This is a genomic window from Phaeobacter sp. HS011 (genome assembly GCF_018101215.1).
GTDB lineage: Bacteria > Pseudomonadota > Alphaproteobacteria > Rhodobacterales > Rhodobacteraceae > Phaeobacter > Phaeobacter inhibens.
In genome coordinates, this window is record NZ_JAGEUF010000011.1 from 24155 (window position 1) to 46444 (window position 22290).

Sequence of the window (22290 nt, forward strand, 5' to 3'; positions counted from 1 at the left end):
TTAGTAACACCCCGGAACCGGACCTTCGCGACTCGATATGTGAAGGTCCGCTACGGGCCGTCACCGTCGGCCAAGTCGACCCAGTCTCGCCAGCTGCGCCAGCATTTTTGACCCCGAGTCTGCGGATCCTGCGCCTCCTGCGGAACCCGTCTGCCCCATGCCCTGCCTCACGGGCATCTGCTGCACGCCGAAGAACTGCCGCGCCCTGAGGGCTGCGTATTCTGCGCCACTTGCGCCTCCGATCAGGTAGCGATTGTAGGCCTGCTGGCTTCCCATGGCGGCGCGGGCAAAGCTGTAGCCGCCGCCGAGACCACCGGAGAGGGCGGGCATCATAATGTTTCCGGAGATCGCGCGGACGATGAAGGGCGTGGCAATGATGAAGCCCTTGGCCATGAGCACCATCATGAAGAAGGGAATGAGCGCGCCGATGTTTGAGGCTCCCTCCGGGTCGCCGAGTTCGCCGATGAGGGCAGAGGAGACACCCGTGATTGTCGCGAACACACCGGCCACGACTATGGGGTAGAGCGCGAAGGAGACCAGCGCCGACAGCCAGCGCGCGAAATAGTCCTTGGTGACCTCGAAGAGGGTCAGGAAAATCATCACCGGTGCGATCCCGATCAGAAGTGCGATCATCAGGCGGGATGCCACGAGGATGAAGGCGGCCAGCCCGCCGAGGATCGAGAGCAAGAGGACCCCGACAATGTCGAGCATGGCCCCTGCCATCCAGTTCAGCTCGGACCCAGCGGCGTTGAGATAGTCCCCTAGTTCCGCGATTAGCCGGTCAAACTCTTCTGCGAAAGTGCCAGAAGGGCCGGGAGTTCCACCACCAACGGAAGCAACCAGCGCACCCGCAATGCTGTCGATCCCGGCCAGGATGGCGGAGGAGAGGGCGTTGAACTGCACCCAGTTGGTTGCAAATATCCCGATGAGCCCGATCTTGACCGCGAGCCAGAATGCCGTGCGTCCGTCCATCGCCTTGTACTGGTAGACCATGTTCAGGAAAACGAGAACCACCACCAGCGTTGTTCCCAGCACCAGAAGCGTGCCAACCGTTGCCGCAACCGATCCGAACTGGGTTTCTGCGGCGGTGTCGAGATAGCCCTGGGAGGTTTCAACGAAGTAGGTGACGACACTCATCGCGGGGCTGCCTTACCAATTACCTGCGGCGTCGCAGATGGCCTTGGCGGCAGTTCGGGCGGCGTTGGCGCGGCGGTTGTAGGCGTCGGAGGCTTCGAGCATTTCCCATCGTTCGTCGCTCGCGTAGCTCTCCCGAAACACCGCTTCGGCAGCGTCCCAGGACGGGAACCGGATTTCGCAGGCGCAGCTGACGGTCTCGACAATCCGCTCGAGGTTCTGGGCGCGGTAGATGTCCTGAACCAGAACTCGCTGATAAGATTGGCGCAGGGGGATCTCCTGCATCCACACGGGTTCAGCGGGCCGGTCTGGACAGACGTCGAAACTGCGCTCGAGGGTCGGCACGAGATTGCGCTCAGCGAAGCCGGGTGCCGACGTCAGGCCCAGGACCAGCGCAGTCAGTACGAGGGTACAGCTCGCCTGCCTCATGCCGTGGATCCGGTGGCTGTGGTTTCACGCTTCAGGAAGACCGTGTGTCCCACATTGGCGAATTCCGAGGAGCTGATCGACACCACCTCCCAGCCTTTCGCACCTTTGGCATTCAGGCTGGCCTGCATGTCGGCAAGGCTGGCTTTGCGGGTCATGGGAAAGGACAGAATATCGTATTCAAATGTCTTCATTGGGAAATTCCAATCTCAGTTGCGCCGGGGAGGTAGAATTCTGTGATGCCGCGTTTGCCGTCATGGCGGCCGGCCTGGATGATCACGTCGATGGAGTTCTCGATGTACTGGATCATGTCGGCATAGGTCATCGGGATTTCGGTCTTCAGCGCCGCGATCGCGAGCCGCTGCACGGCCAATTGCGGGGTTTCGGCATGCAGCGTGGTCATCGAGCCTCCATGGCCGGTGTTGATGGCTTCCAGAAAGGTCATGGCCTCCTTGCCGCGCACCTCGCCCAGGATGATCCGGTCGGGGCGCATGCGCAGCGTGGCGGTGAGAAGCACATCGGCGGTCTGGAATTCCGCATCGCGATTGGCGATCAGGGTCACAGCATTGGGCTGCGTCGGTAGAAGCTCGGCGGCTTCTTCGATGGTGACGATGCGTTCCTCAGACGGGACATGGGAGAGGATCTTTCGCGCAGCGACGGTCTTGCCGGTCGAGGTGCCGCCCGAGACGATCATGTTGAGCTTGTTCTCGACACAGAAGGCGAGGGCGTCATCGATCAAACCGGAGGCCACGACCTCGCGCAGCTCGCGCGTTTTCTCGAGGCGCAGTTCTTCGAGCTTGCGTTCCTTACCGAAGAGAAAGTCGAGTTCGATGCCCTTGAGCGGCAGGCTGGAAAAGAACCGCAGGCTGATCGACGAGGCCGAGAGCACGGCGGGCGGGGTGATGACCTGTGCGCGGATCGGGCGCCCCTTGTAGGTGATCGAGACCGAGACGATGGGGCGGTCCTTGCTCATCGTGGTATTGGCCGAGGAGGCGATCTGGTTGCCGAGGTCCCTGACCTGAACGCCCGTCAGCCTTTGATCCAGCGCGCGCATGAAGTGATCGCCCTGGAATTCGCCCCAACAGGTCCCGTCGGGGTTGATACAGATCTCGATGACATCGTCGCGGGCGGCGGCGTCGATCCGGTCAAGGGATGTCTCGAGATAGCTGAGCGACATCGGGCTAGAAGATCTCCAGATCGCGGTCGACCATGACGGTGACGCGCGCGCCTTGGTCGACATAGATGACGGGGCCGATGGAGAGGTAATCGCCAATGACGCTGTCCGTGGCATCTGCCAGATCATCGCCAACGTCTTCGAGAACGTCGGCGGCAGTCTCATCCTGGACCTCGGAGGCGGCGGCACTTGGCGCGGCCGAAATCAGCGAGATCAGGGCGGCCGACCCGAAACGCTCGGCAAAACGCGTGTCCACGAAACCCGTGACGCCGGAGCGGCCAAGTTCATCGCCCCCGAAGGAGCTGATCTGGACGGTTTGGCCCGCGGGCAGGATGATCCGGTCCCAAGCGATCGTGACGCGGCGCTGCGCAATATCGACGCCAGCGCGGTAGCGCCCGACGAGACGGGATCCGCGGGGGATCAAGAGGCGCGCGCCATCGACGCTGTAGACATCCTCGGACACCACGGCACGGGTCTGGCCGGGCAGTGAGCTGTCGAGGGCGGTTTCCATGACGGCCTGGATCATGGTGCCCTGGATGATGGTGTTGGAAGGATTGGCGATCACCTCGGCCTGCGTCACGGTGGAGGGCAGCGCACCGTTCAGCACGAAATCCGTCACCTCGCCGAAGGTGCGTTCGGTCAGAGCCGTTTCATTCGCTCCTGAGGCACCGCCAAACGCGATGGTGGGCGAGGCGATGCGCCGCTCCTGGAAGGCGCGTTCCTCCGCGGCCCGGCGCTCCAGCTCGGCCATGCGCCGGGCTTCTTCCTCGCGGCGCAGTCGCTCTTGCTCGCGTGCGCGCAGCTCATCTTCCGTGGGGCCCGCTGGTGCGGGTTGCGGTCGGCTGGCCTCGAGTTGGGCCAATTCCAGATCCATGCGGAGTTGTTCAAGACTTCGATCCCGCGCCGTCAGTTCGTCCTGAAATCGTTGCTGTGCTGCTTCCGAGGCGGCTTGTAGCGCCGCGATCTGAGCAGTCAGCGCGTCAATTGCCTCTGCGGCGGCGGTGTCTTCCTCGACAACTGGTTCAGGGGCGTTGCGCAACTCCTCGATCTGGGCCTGCAGGGCGGTGATCTGCGCCAGAAGCTCCGCGTTGGGCTCGACGGGGTCTGGTCCGACGAACACAACCTCGGGCTCGGGCGGGGGCAAGGTCTCGATAGCGCCAAAGCCGTCCCCTTCGTTTTGGAAGACGTCCGGGGTGGCCGTCGGTAAGGCTTCCTCTTCGTCGGGCTGTGAGAGGAGATAAAGCAGGGCACCACCCACGCCGATGACGAGGATCACGATCAGCGCGAGAAGGGGCGACCGGCGCTGCGCCGCCGTGGGGGCGCGGGCACTGCCTTTCTCAAGGGCGGCGAGGCGTTTTTCCAGCTCGGTGTTCCCGGTATCGCTCATGAGGTGGCCTCCGCGGGCGCGATCGCCTCGATGCAGACCACCTCTTCGCCAAGTCGCAGGATCCATTGGCGGTTCACGCCGCTGACGCGGATCACGCCGTCTTCAGGGGTTTGCGTGTTGACCGTGCGTTCACGGCCGCCCGCGTAGCGGAAGATCGCTGGCACAGGTGCGTTTCTCGGAAACGCGAAATACGTGAACGTCCCGTCATCCCAGATGCGCGTTGGCGTGAACTCGGTCCGCGCGCTGGCGCCGTAATTGTAGTTTGGTGCTTGGGCGGCGATGGCCCGGGTCGGGCGCGCAGCGTCATCAGGATAGCGGAACTGCACCACGTAGAAGGTTGGGCTGCGGACCTCCTCGACGTTGAAGTAGTAGCTCCGGCGGTTCGTATAGACTGTCACATTGGTATGCACCCCGCGCGCGACGGGCTTGATCGCGAAGGCCTGACCGCCCGGGACGCCGTCGATCTCGAAGCCCTCGGTGTCGCCCGCGATGATCGAGCGGATGCTTTCGCCGATCCCGAACTCGATGGTGGTCACATGGGTGAGTGACACGCTGAGACGGTAGACCTGACCCTCCTGGTAGGTGGCCAAGCGCACCCGGCTGTCGTTGGGACCGCCACGCGGGATGGCTTCGGCGGCGACCAACCCCGGCAACAAAACGATAAGGACAACAAATGCAATTCGTACGGGAAACAAGATCAGTTCTCCAATCTGTCGGAGCGGATGGAATATTCGAGGACGGTGAAGCCGAATGGATTGGTCCAGACCTCATCGATGGAGCGGCGGGTCTCCGGGCGGAACTCGAAGAGAAGCGTCGCAGTGAAGAGGCCGGTCTGGGTGCCGTTAATGGACGTCAGGCGCTTGCGCAGGCGGACCGTCGCGCGGTTGGTTCCGATCCGGTTGATGCTGAGGATTTCCACGTCGAGCCGAGCATTGGGGCCATAGACGGTCGGCGGATAGTTTTCATTTGCGCTGTTCCAGATCTGGCGCAGCCCGCTCTCGGCAGCTCCGTCCGAGCGGCGCAGGACGCTGCGGATGCGCAGATCGTTGTCGAGCTGGTTATAGACCTCCCGGTCGGCCACATAGCGGAACACCTCCGCCTCGATGATCGCCTGGTTGGCGGTCACCGAGGAGGCGCCCACCGAGGCTTCGGGGAGTGCAAAGCCGGTGGCGGGATCATAGGGGACAACGACGGGGGGCGGATCGACATCGAGGATCGCGACTGCTGCTGCGCTCAGACAGCCGATGATGCCGAAGACAAGACCTGCCAGACCAAGGCGTTGCCAGAGCCGTTCGCGGCGCAAGGCACCGTAGACCAGTTCTTCCTCGATGATTTCTTGTTCAGTCGCCACCCGTCATGCCCTCGCGATCACTCGGCCCGGAGGTCCGGTAACGTGAAATCCATGAAGCGCTGCTCTTCGGCGATGGTGGCGGCATCGATCACGCCGCCTGTGCCATCGCCTACGGTCTGGATGGCTTCGAGTTGCCACATGGCGACCAGCGCAATGGCGAGCTCCGCGGTCACGCGCGTGTTGAGATCGATGCTTTGCTTGAGCTCTTCCATGTCGTCGATGAGCCCGACAAGGCGGTCTACCCGCTCGAGCGACTGGCCGGCATCTTCATAGCTGTTCTGGGCGGCGGCTGAGACGAGTGCGCCGGTTGTTGCCTGCGTGGCCACACGGTTGGCCCCGGGATTGCCGCTGGTGGCCATTTCCGAGAGCGTGTCTTCATCGAAGCCGAGATCGGCCAGCACCCGGTCCATCTGGGTTTCGATCTCGCCTGCACCGGAGCCCGACAGACCTGAGAAGTCACCCGTCTTGATGGCCTCGATGGTGGCGAGGATGTCTCCGAACTCCTGGTCGAGCAGTCCGTTCAACTCGTCTTCCATTTCCGTGCGGATGATTTCTGGAAGCTCGGCAAGTCGGGTGAGCGCTTCATAGGTTCTTTGCAGCTCCGCGAGTTGATCCGTGAGAAGGCCGAGCTGTTCGCGGAGCTGCGTCAGCTGCTCGTTTTGCAGGATCTCGTCTTCGATCATCTGCCGGAGCTGCTGGATGTTTTGCGCGATGTTCTGGGTGTCGACGACGGGCACGCCCTGCGCCGCGGCAGGGGAGAGGGCTCCCAGATGCAGGCCAATCCCAAGCGTTGCGGCCAAGGCCGCTCTCAGAAACTTCCGTCCCATCATTCAATCTCCCTGATCGTAAAATCCATGAACGCGCCTTCGGCCATGCGGGCGCTGGCCTGGGCCAGCTCCTCGGCAGAGAGGACTCGGGTGCGGGCCGCCTGAAGCCGGATGCGTGCAGCGACGAGGCGCACGAGTTCGGCGCGGGCATAGGTGTTGAGCGCGATGCTTTCTTGCACGTCTTCCGTCTCGGAAATCCGCTCGACGATGTCCGCAATACGGAAGGCGGCTTGCCTGATCGCGGCGGGTGAGTTGTTACCATAGAAGGCCGCGCCGTGCCCGGTGATTGAGAGGTTGGCATTGGCCAGAAGCGCGGGGTCGATCGTGCCAAGCGCTTCGATCCCGCCGATACGGCTCAGGTAGAGATTGTAGCGTTCGGGAATGACCTGAACGTAATGCTGGGTTTCGGCAAAGGGCGGCACGCCGCCATACTCGAACACCCGGCCGGGTCCGGCGTTATAGGCCGCGAGCGCGTTGATGATGTTGCCATCGAATGTGTTGAGCTGGGTCGCGAGATAGCGCGCGCCGCCATGCACCTGCAGGTAAGGGCTGTCATAGTAATCCGGGTTGATGCCGAGATCGCTGGCGGTGCCGGGCATGATCTGGGTGAGGCCATAGGCGCCGACGGGAGACCGTGCCCCAATGGTGAAACGGCTTTCCTGCCAGATGAGCGCTTGCAGCAACGCGCGCCATTGGACGGGTGAGAGACCAGCGCGGCCGACACCCGCAAAGTCGCTGGTTTCCTGGGCGACGCGGATGATGAGCTGCTCGATGTTCTCGGCGGCGTCGCCGAACATCTGCGCACCGCCGGGATTGGGGTCGATGTCGGCATTGCCATAGACCGCCTCGACTGACCGGGCCGGATACCCGCTGCCGCTTTCCAGCCCCGAGACCATAGCCGGCAAGCCCTGACCGCCGAAGCTGGTCTGGGCATCGAGGATGCGTTGCAGGGTTGCCAGCTGTTCGCGCTCGATCTCCGCGATGAGTTCGCGCACGGCGAGCTTGTCGGCCTGAACGGCCAAGTCAGCCTCGCGATCACCGGTCTCGACGATGTCACGCGAGGTCAGCCCACTGTCATTGGTCGGCACACCTTGAGACAAGGCGAGACCAGGCAGCAGGCAAAACGCGAGGATATGAGGCAGGCTAGACTTCAATGTCGCCCTCCGGCGCATCTAGAGGCGTGAAGGTGCAATCAGGCGCGACAGGGGCTGTCGAGGCCAGGAAGGTGAAGCAGTTTGCCTGCGGTTCGCGATACTGCGCACAGGAAGCGAGCAGGCCGAGTGCTGTCAGGGACAAGAGAATACGGATCATGAAAGCCTCCAGAAGTCCGGGCGGGTGCGATAATCGGCGCCAACGTGCGCTTCGCCCTTTTCCATGCCGCCAAGGATGGTGAGATTGGGTCCAAGCGCGCTCAGATCGGCATCGACGACGATCGAGCCCTGATCGTCACGGATGAGCGCCAAGCGGCTGTTGCTGCCCGTGTTGAGAAGGACGTCGAGCTCCTTCTCCGTGAGGTTCAGCATGGCGTAGTCCGCAGGCTGCGCGCGGATATTGGGCAGCAGGATCTGCGTCGGCACGGCCTCGACGATGGTCTTGCCGGTCCGGGTGCGCTCGAGCTGGCTTGCGTATTGCGTCATCATCACCGCGACGGTGTTCTGCTTGCGCGCAGTCACGAGCCAGTTCGACAACCGTTCGGCGAAATATGCGTTGTCGAGCGCCTTCCAGGCCTCGTCGATCACGATGATTGTGGGGCGACGATCCTCGATCTCGCGCTCGACCCGGCGGAAAAGATAGGATAGGACCGCCATGCGTTCTTTCTCGGCCTCGCTGTCGAGAATGCCGGTGAGATCGAACCCGACCACTTCGCCTTCGAGCGAGAACGTATCTTCCAGCGTCTGGCCGAAGATCCACCCATAGCGGCCGTCTTCGGTCCACTCAAACAGGCGCTGGTGCAGATCGCCGCCATCATCGGTGGACACAAAAAGCGATGCGAAATCCCGCCAGTTCCGCAGGGCCGGATTGGAGGCCTGCGCGTTCTGGCGCACCACTTCCTGGATGCGGTTGGTCTGTGCCGGGGTCAGGGGCTTGTCGGCGCGGTAGAGCAGCGTGGTGAGCCAGTCCGAGAGCCAGGCGGTGCCGCGTGCATCGGTTTCGGTCCAGAGCGGGTTGAGACCCGTAGGCTGACCGGCGTTCAGGGACGCGTAACGCCCGCCATTGGCGCGGACCGCCATCTCCATACCATTACGGTAATCGAAGACGAAGATCCGTGCGCCTGCGCGACGGGCCTGGGTCATCAGGAAGGCCGACAACACCGATTTACCCGACCCGGGCCGTCCCATGATCAGGGTATGCCCGCTGGTCGGTTCTTTGTCGGGCGAACCTTGCTCGTGATAGGAAAACCGGTAGGCGCTCTGCTCCGGCGTGGGCAAATAGGTGACGACCCGGCCCCATGGGGTTTTCGCGGCGGGTTTGCCGAGCTGTGTCCGGTGAAAGGCCGCAAAATCCGCGAAGTTGCGATTGGTGACGGCGCTGGCACGGACGCGCTTGGGCTGGTTGCCGGGATGCTGGCTCAAGTAATGCGCCTTGGCCGCGACCCGCTCGCCGATCATCTTCACGCCTTCGGTTGCGGCGGCGTTCATGATCTCGGCGCTGAGGGTTTGCAGTTCTTCGAGCGTGTCGCAAAAGAGCGTCACGACCATGTGATGCTCGCCGAAGCTTTGGCGCTTGGCCTCGAGATCATCGGCGGCGATGTCGAGGGCTTCCAGGAGCGAGAGGGCCGCGTCCTGGCTGGCCTGCATCTGGCGCTTTTGCCGCTTGATGCGGCCCGCCATGAGGTTCGAATTGATCGGCGTGAAGGAGTGCGTCACGATCATGTCGACCGGCAGGTTCAGCATGTCGAACATGGTGCAGGAGGTGGCCTCAGCATATTCCCCGATGGTGAAACTCTTGCCGTAGCGATGGCCCACGACGCCTTCGGAAAGCTCGAAATGGTCTCCGTGAAACGTTACGCGGGTATTGGCGACGTTGAAGGACAAAAAGCCGTAGGTGTTGGCCGGGTAGAGCGGCAGCTCGGTGCCCGTGTTCAGCGCGCCCAAGAATCCCACCAACTCTCCCGATCCGGCTGAGAGCATGCGCGGCTTGAGCTCTGCGAGGCCGGACAGGAAGACGTTCACGGCCTCACCGAGGCGCTGCAGGCGTTTGCGGGTCTCCTCCTTCAGTCGGTCCGGCGCGCTGCGGCTGAGGAACGGCAGGAGGCTTTTCGGGGGCGGGCGGTGAATGACGGTGAGCGTCAGTGTTTTGTCGCGGAGCCCGCTGGTCTCGAGTTTCGCGCGCCAGCGCCGGTCAACCTCGCCTGCGAAGCTGTCCTCACGGATCGGGTCGAGATCAGGTTTGATGGCCTTGGAGACCTTGTGGACGTAATAGCTGAATTCCGGCCCGAGCTGCGCGACGATGCGGGCAAAGAGCGCCGTCACCTTGTCGAGATAGGCATCGTCCGTCGTGTAGCTGTTGATCCCCTCGAGCCGGATGCAGCGGAAGAGTTCGTTCACCCGGGTCCGCACGGTCTGGTCGTCGACGAGGCTCACATAGGGCAGCATATGCGCGAGGCGGGTCTCGCGCGCATACCAGTCCGGCGTCATCGTGCGGGCATCGAGCGCAGCATCACGGGCGTCATCACGGGGCATAGCTGTCCCCGCCATGGATGGACCTGTTGCGCGTGGGCGGTGTCTCCTGCAGGGCCGTCATCATCACGTCGATGAAACGCGGGTCCCAATCGGCGGCCTTCCACAGCACCGGATAGAGAAGGGTGGCCACGCCCAGCACCGCGATGTGCTGGACCCAGACGAACAAGAGCACCGAGCCAAAGAGCCAGACCATCGCGTACATGATGGGCAGGCCCAGAAGCTTCGGCGGGCGCACGAGGCCGAGAAAGAGAGGCGAGCGCTCAGCCACCGGCAAAGACCGCGGCAACGATGGTGGGGGCAGCCGCGACACCGGCGATGCCCACGAGGACCCAAAGCGCTTGGCGCAGGTCGATGATGTTGAAGAACCAGCTCAAGAAAACGCCGAGAACGGCAAGCGTCGCGATGACAACGCCAAGTGGGCCGGTCAGCGCATCCACGATGCCCTGTAACAGGCTCTGGATCGGGGAGAGATCAATGCTCTGGGCGAGGGCGGGTTCGGCAATCAGCAGGAATAGCGCCAGCGAGGCGACAAAGAGGTTTGAAATCTGTTTCATGAATTTGATCCTTCCAATCGGGCCGCGACGGCCATGACGCGGGCCACGTGGTTCTGGGTTTCTCGGTAGGGGGGAACGCCGCCATACTGGCGGACCGCATCGGGTCCGGCGTTGTAGGCAGCCAGCGCCAGGTGCGGATCGCCGAACGTCTCCAGCATTATCGCGAGGTAGCGGGCGGAGCCGTCGAGGTTCTGCAGCGGATCACGCGGGTCGACGCCCAGATCACGCGCCGTCGCTGGCATCAATTGACCAAGGCCAATGGCACCTGCACTTGAAATCGCATCCTGCCGGTAGGCGCTCTCAACCTCGATATTGGCCCGATAGAGAGCCAGCCAATCCGTCACGGAAAGCCCCGCGCGACGCAGGCCAGGATGGCCGGCATAGCGCAAGGCCGTGGTCTGAATCCCGGAGAGAACATCGGCGCGGGGCAGGGGAGTCATGCGGGCAAGGGCCGCGACTTGGACGCCCTCTTGCTCGGCCTCTACCTCGCCGAAGATCGCGATCCCATCGGAAGCCGAACTCTGACCAATCCCGTCATAGTAGTTTCGAGCAAAGCTGCTTTGGGAGCGGGACGGGATCAGGGAGCCGTCGCTCTCCATGACCAGGACCATTTGCGCTGAGGCAGGTGCTGCGACCAGCCAGAGGCAGACGAGGTTAGTTGTCAGCGGCCTTGTCTGACGAGGCTTTGTCTGACGGGGCGAGTTTATGCGTGCGGCTTGTGCCCGCCTCAAGCGGCAGGTCGACATGCGCAAAGCCAAGGCCAATGAAGAAAGACACCACGCCGGAGATCGTCTTGAACTCGCGGATCTTGATATCGTTGTAGGTCGTCCGTGTGCGGGCGGTGACGAGGAGCTTTTCCACCCCATCATCAGAGACAACGCGCATGATCCAGACCCCGTAATAGCTGGGGCCTTTCTTATGTGCCGACTCCTGGCACAGGATTTCTGCGCTATAGCCGCTTTCCACGAGCTCGCGGAACCTGGCTTCCGTAACCACATTTGGTGCTTCGATGTCCCAGTTCATGGCCCGGCTCACGCTTTCTCCAATGGCGCGACCCCAGGCATTCCTACTTGAAGCCCAGAGTTACGATAGTATATTATCAACCGCAAGATGTAATATCGTGCTTTGGCTGTAGTTTGGTTACGCAAACACTAGTCACGGCCAGTGTCCGCGATCAAGGAGATAACAGGTTTGAGAAACCCAAGGTTGACATGCCTGCTCCCATTGCAAGCTATGGCCCTTCTGATCTGCGTTCCTGGGCCGGTTTTGGCGGAATCCTGCTTTGCGCCATCCCGTCCTTTCCTGCCAAGCGATTCGCAGGCCGCGCGGGACTATGCGGATATCATCCGCGGCGACTTCGAAGATTACATTCAGGATATCCAGAGCTACTTCCGTTGCCTCGACGGTGAACGGGCCCGCGCCTTCGAGGAAGCGCGCGAAGTCAGCGAGGAATATGGCCGGTTCCTGCAATTGGTAGGGGATTGATGGGCAACCTCGGGAGCATCAGACTTGCAGCCCATGGAAACCAGACGCCGATAACACCCTCATATATCTACTTTTTAGATAACAGATTTCATCCGCTAGCGACGTCACAAAAGGTATGTGACGCGTGGCAAAGACAATCAGAAGCAAGGGACAAGTGGCACTCTGTCAGGCGTTGGTCGACGCCCGTGTCAAAGCGGGCCTTGGTCAGAAAGACCTGGCAGACAGGCTCAGATGCCACCAGTCCCTTATTGCCCGCCTTGAGAGCGGCCAGCGCCGGGTCGACGTTGTCGAGCTGGTCGTCTTGGCGCGCGCCATCGGCTTTGACCCGTTCGAGGTTCTGGCGATCGTTGAAGCCGCCACGGAGCCCGACCACAGGATTTGAAGCCAATGAATTGTTGAGAACACGGGAACCCACTTTCCCGGTCTGATGATCATTTCCTCATCGAGGACCAGTTAGCCAACATCAAAGAAGCCCGGCGCGCGGTCGTAGTGAACGCTCTGCAACCCCACGCCGCAATTCGCAGCGCCGCAGTGCAGGAAGCCAGTAAACAGTGAACGAAGATAAGGGTGAGGGCGTCGCGATCGCCAATCTGATCGGGACCGATGGGTGCAGTGTTGTTGGTTGGGTTTATCGCTGGAGGACAGGCTCACATGCGGTGATGTGGGACGTCCAAGGGCCCCAGCCGGTATCGGAAACCCGGCCGGATATAAGTGACGAACAGAAGCAAGAAATCGACTTCGATGCGCTGACGAGGATCGGAAGAAGCGACGACGGGTGAACAGAGCGAACCCGCGGTGTTTGCCTAAACGCCAAACAGCATGTGGACCGCGAAGCGTATGCGGTGCGGTCGTGCAAGCCAAAGAAGCCGTCTTCCATGACAAATCTACGTAGCGGCAGGTCAGTAGTTCACCTGCTCGAACCCGTAGTTGCCGTCATAGTCACGCCAATCGACGAAGACGGATCGGTGATAAATGCCAGGGCAATGCTCGCCCCAACGTTCAAGTCCCACATGGGCCTCGGGCAGGGCAGTTATCGAAGATCGCTGCCATGAGAAATCGCCTTGGGTCCCGTAGGTGCCGAGGACCACGGTCGCGCTTCGGTTACAATCCCCATCGCGCCCGGACTCGTGCTGTCGTGCATACCGTACATCGAAGACGCGGATGGACCGCACGAAATTGAACTCTGGCCCGCTGATATCGATGTCCGCGCGGTCCTGAACGAGCCGCAGGGCGAGGTCGGTGGGAACGAGATTATCTACTGGCAAGGATTGAAGCGGTCGACGGCTGTCGGTTCGGTACAAGGCTTCAAAGATGCCGCCAGCGTTGTTTTGTAACCGATCGTTCTCGTAGGAGGCGCCCATGGGACAGCGCCAGATTTGCAGCGGTGGTTCGACCGGCCAAGGTGTAATCCGCCGGATAAATTCGGCGCGGGCTCGGGCGCAAGGGACGGAAGCAGGCCAGCCGCCAGACAGGCACAAGAGGATCGCGCAATCGATCGGGTATGTCTGCGCGCGGGTGGGTATTGGCAGCGAAGAACCTGTCACGGTCAAAGCGACTGCGACCGAGGGGAGGAGCTTCTTGAGTAAATGGCGCATGCTGTGGAGCCTCCGTGATAGGAGTTCAGCATACATACAATAATATACTATCGCAACGCTAAGTATAAAGTCGCATAATGAAGTTTATGTTATTTCTTCTCCGGCTAATGCCGACCTTCGCTTATGCTTGGTAAAGGTGCACATCGCGGGACAATGCCGTCATTCGTTTTTCATATTTCGCTGACGCAGCACGGCTTCGCGCATGCGGCAGGTTTGTCGCTGCGTTGCAGCTCAAGTTGCCAATGCGGTCATTCAATCTGGCTAAATGTCACAAAGTCCAAACTCCACCTTCGCTGTCTCTTCGCAGCATGTTTTCGAAAACAGTAAGGCGCACAACAACTTGAAGCACCTACAACAATCACACCAGTCCCGTAAATAATGACGGGATCTTTATCCATGGTTTACCGACGATCTTGAAGCGATTCCTCGACGGTCCAATTGTTGCGCTCTTGATCTAAAGATTTCACGATTTCGAAGCTCTAGTGACCAGATTGTTTGGCTACGAGATCCTCGCGCAGCGATAAACCTCCAAGGCTAGAATAATCCGTTTGCGGGGTTCTAAGAGTAGGACGGAATATTGACTTTCACCGCCATGGAACAGCCTTGAACCGACTTGTCGCTTTGGTCCTGAAGATTACCTTGCGGGAGACGGTATCGCTACTTCGACACCAACCACGGTTGTCCCCGCCAAGTTGCCCTGTGCAGACCCGGTCCACGCAACGACAACGCCAGCTGCTGATCGCGTAATCCTTGGAAATCCTACCGACTCTCGCCCACGATTGATGTGGAGTGCTTGTGGCGAAGTACACCCGCTCTCCGGCGACACCTGACACACGACTATTGCTTCACCGCCATTCGCATACTCCAACCAAAGAGCAAGTGCTTTGCCGTCACCCATCTGCAAGACATCTACGCGACCTGCGGGTGTGCCGAGATCGAGTTGCAACGGGTCTTCAAAGGATGCGCCCCCATCCCTGGAAAACGCAATTCGAGCCTTTGCCTCGCCATTGGCACCGGTGAACCACACGACTACCGCGTACGTTCCCAACGCATCGATGGCAGGTCCGTTGACAGGGCATCCTGCGATTTCCCAGCCGTCGCCGTAGATTGTTTCGGGGTCGGTCCATTCTTCTTCGACCAACCTGACAACCGAAATATCGCGGATTTCTTCGGCTGTTCGGTCCCTGTAAACCGCTATGATGTTACCTGCTTCCTTGCGGACGGCCGATGTTTGACAGCACGTACAAGCGCGTGGGTCGAGCAGGCTTTCCGGTCCCATTGAACCGTCCGGCGCAATGCGACGTGCGCGGACCTGCATGGCATTCTCATAGCTGTCGTCTGCGGCTTGATTATCGTATGCACGACCATCTAGCCAAAGAGCTGTCAAACCAGCGCTATCATCAGGGATTAGCGACACGAAACCATGTTCACGCTTTGATCGGTCATCGTGGGGTATGATTGGCGTTGTCCAGTTCAAACCCTCATCGAAGGAGAAAGCGATCTTTACGTCGTATTGATAGCTGCCCGGCCCATTCAATTCCAACCAATGCGCTGCAAGCGTCCCATCGCTAAGCCCAACGACTGACGGAAAGTCGGCCCAGTTCACAAACAGTGTCTCAGATTGATGAATTGTACGCGCCTCCGTCCAATAGGTGCCATCGAACAGGGCCATCCGAACGGCGTTGTTACCTTCGGTCCAACTCATCACGATCCGACCATCGGGCAGTGTTGAAAGCGAGGGTTCACGTGCGTGATCCCCAACCGGTGCAACCAGTGGTCTGACTGGAAACAGAGGGGCATCTTCAGCCGCTACAAAGGGCGCACCGAGCATAAAAAGAGCCGTGCAAACGAATAAAAATCTAATCGGCCTCAACCTCCGGTCCAACCGAAACGAGATAAGCCCAGACTGCCTTGGCATCCGTTTCTTTCTTCAATTTGAATGACATGCCAGATTTCGCCTTGCTGTCGTTCAGAAAAGTCGCGAGGAACTTCTTCGGATCTGCAATATAGGCTACGAAATCGCTCTCGTTCCAGACCAAGCCATTCTCGCCCGCTTCACGAATAGAGTCCCGAAATTTATTCCCAAACATTTCTTCGGTCCCTGCTGTTCGGTTGTACACACCATAAAGATTTGGCCCAACCGCGCCACCCTTTCGGATAACGTCACCATCCGTCCTGACGATTGAGTGGCAGGCCTTGCACTTGTTAAATACCTTATCTCCGGCCGATGCGTCGCCGGTTGCATGTCCATCGGCGAGAACACCTGTTCCGGACAATGCCAGTGCTAGCGTTGCGATAAATTTAGGTTTCATTCGTTTCTCTCCTTGTTGATGACAGTTATTATCTACTGGATGGCTGTTATGCTTTTGCCTCAGGTCGACAGGTCACTCAGTTAATTCCGTTTTCCCTTTGAAGAGCCCGTATATATGCCACGATATGCAATACTTCTGCTCGTGTTACGCCCTCGACAGCTGGCATGTTGCCAAACTTCCAATGGTGCGCCCGAACACCATTCTGTGCTGCGAGGACAAACGCCATGTCACCGTGGTGGCCCGGCTCATAAATCTTGTGCACCAGCGGTGGAGCAACGCCGTCCTGACCCTGCCCATTGACGCCGTGGCAGGTCGCGCAGGCCGCACCATAGGCACGCTTGCCGATTTGCTCTTGCTCGGTGAAACTTGGGGGCAGCCTGACAGTTGCAAGCGCACCTGCGGGAAGTGCCATTCTTTCGTCCGTCTGAGTACTCGTCTGGGAGTGGGTCGGCTGCAGGATGTACCATCCTGCCGCAGCAACGGCGATCAGAGCAAAAAAAATTGCTGCCCATTTCATGCTATCAAACTCCTTTATTGCCTTTCGAGGGCTTCATGCCCCTCGAAAGGCAAAGTCGTTTTTCTGAGCGGCGATTGCTCGAATTGGCTGACCTTTTCCAGCGTACTGTCATCTGCCTGGGCCACTTCGGACGAGTGGCCTGACCCGGCAAAAAAAGCCGTGATTTCGTGATACCGGATTCGGGTGTCTTCCAAGGTCTGATAGTAGCGGAAAAGTTCCTTCAGCGGTGCCGAGAAGTCCTTGTGCGCTGCCAGGACGGCCACCAGCGCGCCGAGTGTGATCCGCCCTTCGATGACGAAATATCCACCCAGAGAGTAGAACAGGAATGGCGTCAGCGCGGTCAGAAAATTGTTGAGGGCCTTGATGAAGAACTTCAGACGGAAAATCTTCCTGCGCACGTGCTCAAGCTCTCTAAAACTTGCGCTTACTGGCAGCAGCCCGGCCGGATTGACCTGCCGTTCGCGCAATTGATCGCTGAGCTGCCTGCCAAGCTGTCGGACCTCCTTGATCCTGGTGCGTGAAAGCGCGTTGACCCGCCGTTGCAGCTTGGGCAGCAGCACGAGCTGAATTGGCAGTACCGTCAGTGCGGCGGCACCCAAGACAGGGTCCTGAACGAACATGAAAAACAGGATCGTCAAAAGCGTACCGCCTTGCAGGATTGGCAGCGTAAGGACGTCCGCCGCGAAGCCACCGATGGGCTCGACTTCCTGTGCGAGAATAGGGACGATCTCGCTTTGGTTTCCGGAGTCTGGATCGCTGCGCCATTGCCGATAGACCAGCAGGCGGAAGCGCCGCAGAAAACGCTCCGCGACATACCCTTTGAAGACGTTAAGGCTATATTTGTTTAACCCATTCAGGATGATCGCCAGAAGATAGAGACCGCAAAGAAGTATGAGGAAAACGACCTGATCGAGGTCTCGTCCCAGAACGACAATCGGGAAACGGTCTGAATCCAGAGCGTTGTTCACGATCTGTTTTGGCAGTTCCAGGGTCAGATAGAGAATAGGCATCGCGATGAGGCTAACCACGATCATCAACGCCTGCTGCCTTCTTGAATAGCGCAAGACGGTGCTGAAAAGACTTCCTTCGAGCCCTCGTATGGGCTCTGGGTGGATCGCAGGCGTGCTGCGGTACTTCCAAAGCTTCAGAATGCCGCGAATAGCAAGATATGAGCCAACACTGATCAGCAGCGCGGGGGCCAAGACCAGTATGAGATGAATGAACGGATGAACCCAGTCCGGCGTGGCATCGCTGTAGTCGTACCCAAGGGCGGCAGCTACGTCGTGTACAAGCAGGTGATACCTATCCAAGAGTGACATTGAAAATGTCTAATCCTTGGACTTCGGCGCAAGGTGATCGTGCACGATGATGACGCCCCACATGCCCGCTTCCCGGTGGCCGGGAATCAAGCATACGAACTCCAGGTTGGTCATATCGGAGAAATCCCAGATCAACTCGGCATTTTGTCCACTTGGGATCGAAACCGAGTTGGCGTTATCATGTTGCATGTCGGGGTGTTCGCGCATCCACTGCTGGTGTTTTGCGACCTCGTCAAAGGAACCGAGAAAGAACTCGTGATCCAATCCACCCAAATTGCTGATAAGAAACCGGACAACCGATCCGCTCTCGATGTGGAGTGCGTCCGGCTCGAAAAGCATGTAGCCGCTTTCCGTCTCCCTGATGGACAATTCAATCGTCCTGTCGATCGAGGAACCATCACCGGGTTTCCCGATCGGATCATGGCCAGGCACTTCGAAGGCTCGGGCGTGAGGCTGCTGGCCCTTGCCACCGGAAGCGCCCACTGAAAAAGCCGGAAGGACGAGCGCAAGGGCGATGGTGCAGGTTCTCAGGAAATTCTTCATGCTCGGCTACCTCCGTAGCGCTTGATTTTATGGGATCTTCTTGCTTGCTTGGGCTAAGCGATCAAGGCGATGGGGCCGGAGTGTTTACCCCCGACCCCATTGTTTGTAGTTACTTCATATGCGTGACGGTCAGTTTACCCTTGACCCGGTCAGCGACGAATTCGATGTCCTGACCTTCCGCCATCTTGGCCACCATCGCCTCATCGGCGCGGAACACCATGGTCATTGCGGGCATATCCAGGTTGACGAGAGGGCCGTGGATAATTGTAACCTTGCCGGCCTTGGCGTCGATTTTCTTGATGGTCCCGCTCGTGTATTCCACGTCAGCCTGAGCCATCTGGTCACCGACTGCGACCTCACGGTGCATGCCGGATTCGTAGTGGCCGGCGATCAGGCACGCCGCTTCGAATGTGCCAGAATTAGCGAAAGTCCAGACAACCTCGCCCGAAGCGCCCGCATCGAGACGGATACGGTTCGGATCGTCATGTTCCATGTCCATCTTGGCCATTTCGATCTTATGCTCGGCATTACGCTCTACCGTGTCGAGGACGAATTCATGCTCCAGCTCACCCTTGTTGGTGATGTTGAAGCGGATGGTTTCGCCCTCCTTGATATCCATCGGCTCACTCTCGATCAGCATCTGGCCCTCATCGTTTTCGAGCAAAGTGACGTCGATTGTGCGGTCAACCTTGGCGGCGTCACCCGGCATGCCGACCATCATTGCGGCTGGCTTGGTCTCCCCATGTCCGCCGTCGTGTGTACCTGCAGCAAAGGCCGGTGCTGTTAGCGCGATCGCGAAGCTTGTCGTCAAAAGAAGATTTCTCATTTTATTGTCCTGTAGGTTGGTTTGGTGTGAGATGACGAAGGGCCGCTCAGCCCTTCGAGGTTGGTTTCGGTGTGAGAATGGTTTTGGGGCTGTTGTTGGAGGCAAATTCGGGTAATTTGCCGGTCCATTCGTAGGCCATCTCGCCCGGAGGATTCTCGTACCAGCCGGGATCGGAGTAATCGTCCGCGTCGATGCCGTCCCGCACCTTCACGACCGAAAACATGCCGCCCATCTCGATGGGTCCGTACGGGCCCCAACCCGTCATCATCGGGATGGTATTGTCGGGTAGCGGCATTTCCATTTTTGCCATGTCCCCCATGCCGGACATGCCCATCGGCATGTATTCCGGCTGGAATTGACGGATCTTCTGGGTCAGCGGCTTCTTGTTCACCCCGATGAACGTCGGCACGTCATGGCCCATGGCGTTCATCGTATGGTGCGATTTGTGGCAATGGATCGCCCAATCTCCCAGATGATCGGCGACGAATTCGTAGGCGCGCATCGCACCTACGGGAATGTCGATGCTGACCTCCGGCCACTGTGCTTCAGGCGGCACCCAGCCGCCATCCGTGCAGGTGACCTTGAAGTCATAGCCGTGCATATGGATCGGGTGGTTCGTCATCGTAAGGTTCCCAACCCGTACTCGCACCCGGTCGCCCTTGTTCACGACCAGCGGATCGATGTCGGGGAAGATCCGGCTGTTCCAGGTCCAAAGGTTGAAATCCGTCATCGTCATGATGCGGGGTACATAGGTACCCGGATCGATGTCGAAAGCATTCAGCATGATCAGGAAATCACGATCCACCGGCATGAATGTGGGATCCTTGGGGTGGACCACGAACATGCCCATCATCCCCATCGCCATCTGGGTCATTTCATCGCCGTGGGGGTGGTACATGAACGTTCCGGACTTCACCAAGTCGAATTCGTAGACGAAGGTTTTGCCCGGCGGGATGCTTGGATGGCTCAATCCGGAGACCCCATCCATGCCTGAAGGAAGAATGAGCCCGTGCCAGTGCACCGTTGTGCCTTCCGGCAGCTTATTGGTGACGTAGATGCGCACCCGGTCGCCTTCGACTGCTTCGATCGTCGGGCCGGTGGATTGGCCGTTGTAGCCCCACAAATGCGCGATCATGCCGTCGGCAAGCTCGCGTTCTACCGGTTCGGCCACGAGGTGAAATTCTTTCACCCCGTTGTTCATCCGGTGCGGCAGGGTCCACCCGTTCAATGTGACCACAGGTGTGTAGTCCGGCCCGGTACTAGGACGCGCCGTGATCGCCGTTGCTGCGCTATCCATTTGGGCAGCTTCGGGCAGGCCCATGTTCAGGGTTTGACCCCAGGCTTTCGAAGAGACCAGCGTTGCACCTGCCGCGCCGGCTCCGAGTAATTGACGTCTATTTAGCATGTCAGTTCCTTTCAGTGTCCTGCGCCGCCACCGGCGGCAAGTGTCGCGCCTTCTCCACCAGCACCGCCACCGCCTTCGCCGCCGCCATAGATCGCAGCGGTCAGATCAGCCTGTGCCATGTAGAATTCGCGTTTTGCGTTTGCCGCTTCCAGTGATGCGCCCAGTTTCTCGCGCACGTCTGTCAGCAGCTCGAAAGTGTTGGTGATCATGCCGTTATAAGACAGCAGCCCCTCTTCTTCGACGGTCGTGCGTAGCGGCACCAGAACGTCGCGATAGTGGCGGGCGATCTTATACGCGGCGTGATAGGAGGCTTCAGCACCACGCGCTTCGGACCGGACGTTGACGGCTCTTTCTGCCAGCACGTTGGCTGCTTGCAGGTACGACAATTCCGCCTTGCGCATCCGTGCCTTCCCGGTGTCGTAGATCGGGATTGCGAACTCCACCTCCACCTGAGGGGTGGTCACGGTCTCCGTTTCTCCGTCCTCAATTTCCCGCTCCGCTTCGAACCCGGCAATGAATTCGAGATCGCTGATAATGCGAGTCTGATCAGTCAGACCAAACGCCTTGGCCTGTGCTTCCAGGCCAAGTTTGGCAACGCGCAGATCAACCCGATTTCGCAATGCTTTCGCTTCGATGTCAGTCACACGGCCGACGGAACGCGGCAGCGCAGGAAGAGCATCGGGCACATAATAGTCGACTTCGGTGCCCCACAGCCCCATGAGCCTGGTCAGCTGCTCTTTGGACCGGGTAGCATTCAAGCGTGCCTGGGCAAGTTGTCCGGCGAGTTCGGCATTGAATGCCTGTTCACGGGCCTGCCCGGCTGTGTTAAGCGCGCCGGTCTCGCCCAGTCTCATCGCTAATTCCGATCCGGCGTCAGACGTCGCTTTCGCACGGCGGAGATAACTCACAGCCTCGAAGGCGGCTACGGCATCGACCCATGCCTTCCGCGTCTGATTGGCCAGTGCGAGTGTGTCGTTCACGGCGCTCAGTTGAGCCTGCCGGAAGTTTGCGTCTGCAATGGCCGTACGCTGCTTGCGAGTGGTGGCATCGAGCACGTTCGACCGGATCAGTCCCTCGATCGCCCTGTAGGCACCCAGTTCGGGCGCACCGATGCCCAGTATACCAATCGACACGATTGGGTTTTCCGGCATCGATTGCTGCCAGGCCTCTGCGGCAGACAGGCCGACGTTTGCATAGGACGCCTGCAACCCTTTGTTGTTCAGAAGCGCGACCTGAACGGCGGTGTCCGCCGAAATGGTCTTGCGGTGCACCATTGCGTGCACCTGCTTCTTCAAGGCCTCGTTTTCGGCCTGGGTTTCGGCGAAGGCTGTCCGTTTGCCGAGGGCTGGTGTGACCTGGCTGGAAATATTGGCGAAGCCAGCTTTTGGTTCCGTGTAGATGCCCGGCACAGCGGTAGCACAGGCACCCAGGATTAGCGGAAAGCCGAAAACCAGCGGAAACTTCGATACCCGCATCAGTTGCCCTCCGTCTGTTCTTGATTGACGGAACGCCAGTCGCGGGGACCTGTAGGGCCGCGATAGGTGTAGCCCGCCAAGGGGTCCTGATAGCTGATCGGCGATGAAACTGCCGTGTTGACGACGGCCTGTTGGGTCGCGACGGACGGCAACGGGGTGGGCTCATAGGCGCATGCGCCAAGCCCGAGGGCCGAAGCCCCCATAAGTAGATGAATTTTCATGAAAGTAACCTGATTGGTGAACGTTGTCTCACGCAGACTCTGCGCAAGGCTCACAC

28 protein-coding genes are annotated in these 22290 nt (G+C 59.6%); 3 read left to right on the plus strand and 25 right to left on the minus strand.

Annotation, left to right across the window (positions count from 1 at the left end; genetic code table 11):
• Positions 1-60: 60 nt before the first annotated feature.
• From J4721_RS17695 to J4721_RS17765, 15 genes are read right to left on the minus strand one after another with little or no spacing between them, the layout of a single operon-like run.
• Entirely contained in the window at positions 61-1137 is a 1077-nt protein-coding gene (locus tag J4721_RS17695; RefSeq protein ID WP_024099329.1) for a type IV secretion system protein, read from the minus strand.
• Between the two features lie 12 nt (positions 1138-1149).
• A complete protein-coding gene (locus J4721_RS17700) occupies positions 1150-1563 on the minus strand; it encodes a hypothetical protein (protein ID WP_024099330.1) in 414 nt (137 codons plus the stop codon).
• Positions 1560-1754: a hypothetical protein gene (locus tag J4721_RS17705; RefSeq protein ID WP_024099331.1), complete on the minus strand. Its 195-nt coding sequence runs from the start codon at positions 1752-1754 to the stop codon at positions 1560-1562. Before J4721_RS17705 ends, J4721_RS17700 begins: the two co-directional genes overlap by 4 nt.
• Positions 1751-2737, minus strand: a complete 987-nt coding sequence (locus J4721_RS17710) for an ATPase, T2SS/T4P/T4SS family (protein WP_024099332.1) — start codon at positions 2735-2737, stop codon at positions 1751-1753. The genes J4721_RS17705 and J4721_RS17710 overlap by 4 nt, the downstream gene beginning before the upstream one ends.
• 4 nt (positions 2738-2741) lie before the next feature.
• The gene (locus J4721_RS17715; protein ID WP_024099333.1) at positions 2742-4121 is read right to left on the minus strand and encodes a TrbI/VirB10 family protein; all 1380 of its coding nucleotides are present in this window, start codon (positions 4119-4121) and stop codon (positions 2742-2744) included.
• The gene (locus tag J4721_RS17720; protein WP_024099334.1) at positions 4118-4816 is read right to left on the minus strand and encodes a TrbG/VirB9 family P-type conjugative transfer protein; all 699 of its coding nucleotides are present in this window, start codon (positions 4814-4816) and stop codon (positions 4118-4120) included. Before J4721_RS17720 ends, J4721_RS17715 begins: the two co-directional genes overlap by 4 nt.
• 2 nt (positions 4817-4818) lie before the next feature.
• On the minus strand, positions 4819-5472 hold the full coding sequence (locus J4721_RS17725) for a virB8 family protein (protein WP_024099335.1): 654 nt from the start codon (positions 5470-5472) through the stop codon (positions 4819-4821).
• Positions 5473-5489: 17 nt separating this feature from the next.
• The gene (locus tag J4721_RS17730; protein ID WP_040104422.1) at positions 5490-6299 is read right to left on the minus strand and encodes a type IV secretion system protein; all 810 of its coding nucleotides are present in this window, start codon (positions 6297-6299) and stop codon (positions 5490-5492) included.
• Entirely contained in the window at positions 6299-7453 is a 1155-nt protein-coding gene (locus J4721_RS17735) for a lytic transglycosylase domain-containing protein (RefSeq protein WP_024099337.1), read from the minus strand. Before J4721_RS17735 ends, J4721_RS17730 begins: the two co-directional genes overlap by 1 nt.
• Entirely contained in the window at positions 7443-7610 is a 168-nt protein-coding gene (locus J4721_RS17740; protein WP_024099338.1) for a hypothetical protein, read from the minus strand. Before J4721_RS17740 ends, J4721_RS17735 begins: the two co-directional genes overlap by 11 nt.
• The gene (locus J4721_RS17745; RefSeq protein ID WP_040182600.1) at positions 7607-9982 is read right to left on the minus strand and encodes a type IV secretion system DNA-binding domain-containing protein; all 2376 of its coding nucleotides are present in this window, start codon (positions 9980-9982) and stop codon (positions 7607-7609) included. Before J4721_RS17745 ends, J4721_RS17740 begins: the two co-directional genes overlap by 4 nt.
• Positions 9972-10250, minus strand: coding sequence for a type IV secretion system protein VirB3 (locus J4721_RS17750; RefSeq protein ID WP_027238604.1), 279 nt, complete (start codon positions 10248-10250; stop codon positions 9972-9974). Before J4721_RS17750 ends, J4721_RS17745 begins: the two co-directional genes overlap by 11 nt.
• Positions 10243-10536, minus strand: coding sequence for a TrbC/VirB2 family protein (locus tag J4721_RS17755; protein WP_009503803.1), 294 nt, complete (start codon positions 10534-10536; stop codon positions 10243-10245). The genes J4721_RS17750 and J4721_RS17755 overlap by 8 nt, the downstream gene beginning before the upstream one ends.
• Positions 10533-11147, minus strand: coding sequence for a lytic transglycosylase domain-containing protein (locus tag J4721_RS17760; RefSeq protein WP_027238603.1), 615 nt, complete (start codon positions 11145-11147; stop codon positions 10533-10535). The genes J4721_RS17755 and J4721_RS17760 overlap by 4 nt, the downstream gene beginning before the upstream one ends.
• Positions 11148-11190: 43 nt before the next feature.
• Positions 11191-11559, minus strand: coding sequence for a hypothetical protein (locus J4721_RS17765; protein WP_027238602.1), 369 nt, complete (start codon positions 11557-11559; stop codon positions 11191-11193).
• 210 nt (positions 11560-11769) lie between these two features.
• On the opposite strand from J4721_RS17765, the gene J4721_RS17770 reads away from it, so the two are divergent.
• From J4721_RS17770 to J4721_RS19945, 3 genes are all read left to right on the plus strand, one after another.
• Positions 11770-12021 (plus strand): hypothetical protein, encoded by a 252-nt coding sequence (locus J4721_RS17770; RefSeq protein ID WP_008327366.1) that lies wholly within the window; start codon positions 11770-11772, stop codon positions 12019-12021.
• A gap of 124 nt (positions 12022-12145) precedes the next feature.
• Complete coding sequence (locus J4721_RS17775) at positions 12146-12403, plus strand: helix-turn-helix transcriptional regulator (RefSeq protein WP_017470289.1); 258 nt, start codon at positions 12146-12148, stop codon at positions 12401-12403.
• A gap of 169 nt (positions 12404-12572) precedes the next feature.
• Positions 12573-12800: a hypothetical protein gene (locus J4721_RS19945; protein ID WP_027238601.1), complete on the plus strand. Its 228-nt coding sequence runs from the start codon at positions 12573-12575 to the stop codon at positions 12798-12800.
• 120 nt (positions 12801-12920) lie between these two features.
• Here the strand turns inward: J4721_RS19945 and J4721_RS17780 are convergent, their stop codons facing one another.
• The 10 genes from J4721_RS17780 to J4721_RS17825 form a co-directional block, all read right to left on the minus strand.
• The gene (locus J4721_RS17780) at positions 12921-13616 is read right to left on the minus strand and encodes a hypothetical protein (protein WP_211003337.1); all 696 of its coding nucleotides are present in this window, start codon (positions 13614-13616) and stop codon (positions 12921-12923) included.
• Positions 13617-14250: 634 nt separating this feature from the next.
• The gene (locus J4721_RS17785) at positions 14251-15321 is read right to left on the minus strand and encodes a sialidase family protein (protein ID WP_096708181.1); all 1071 of its coding nucleotides are present in this window, start codon (positions 15319-15321) and stop codon (positions 14251-14253) included.
• 154 nt (positions 15322-15475) lie between these two features.
• Positions 15476-15928 (minus strand): cytochrome c family protein, encoded by a 453-nt coding sequence (locus J4721_RS17790; RefSeq protein WP_027238598.1) that lies wholly within the window; start codon positions 15926-15928, stop codon positions 15476-15478.
• A gap of 76 nt (positions 15929-16004) precedes the next feature.
• Positions 16005-16445, minus strand: a complete 441-nt coding sequence (locus J4721_RS17795; protein ID WP_211003338.1) for a cytochrome c — start codon at positions 16443-16445, stop codon at positions 16005-16007.
• Positions 16446-16459: 14 nt separating this feature from the next.
• Complete coding sequence (locus J4721_RS17800) at positions 16460-17764, minus strand: ABC transporter transmembrane domain-containing protein (RefSeq protein ID WP_211003339.1); 1305 nt, start codon at positions 17762-17764, stop codon at positions 16460-16462.
• A 9-nt stretch (positions 17765-17773) separates the two neighbouring features.
• Positions 17774-18307, minus strand: coding sequence for a plastocyanin/azurin family copper-binding protein (locus tag J4721_RS17805; protein WP_211003340.1), 534 nt, complete (start codon positions 18305-18307; stop codon positions 17774-17776).
• 109 nt (positions 18308-18416) lie between these two features.
• Positions 18417-19133, minus strand: a complete 717-nt coding sequence (locus J4721_RS17810; protein WP_211003341.1) for a copper-binding protein — start codon at positions 19131-19133, stop codon at positions 18417-18419.
• 46 nt (positions 19134-19179) lie between these two features.
• Complete coding sequence (locus J4721_RS17815; RefSeq protein ID WP_211003342.1) at positions 19180-20538, minus strand: multicopper oxidase family protein; 1359 nt, start codon at positions 20536-20538, stop codon at positions 19180-19182.
• Between the two features lie 11 nt (positions 20539-20549).
• The gene (locus J4721_RS17820; protein ID WP_027238592.1) at positions 20550-22013 is read right to left on the minus strand and encodes a TolC family protein; all 1464 of its coding nucleotides are present in this window, start codon (positions 22011-22013) and stop codon (positions 20550-20552) included.
• Entirely contained in the window at positions 22013-22234 is a 222-nt protein-coding gene (locus tag J4721_RS17825; RefSeq protein WP_226892491.1) for a hypothetical protein, read from the minus strand. The genes J4721_RS17820 and J4721_RS17825 overlap by 1 nt, the downstream gene beginning before the upstream one ends.
• Positions 22235-22290 lie beyond the last annotated feature (56 nt).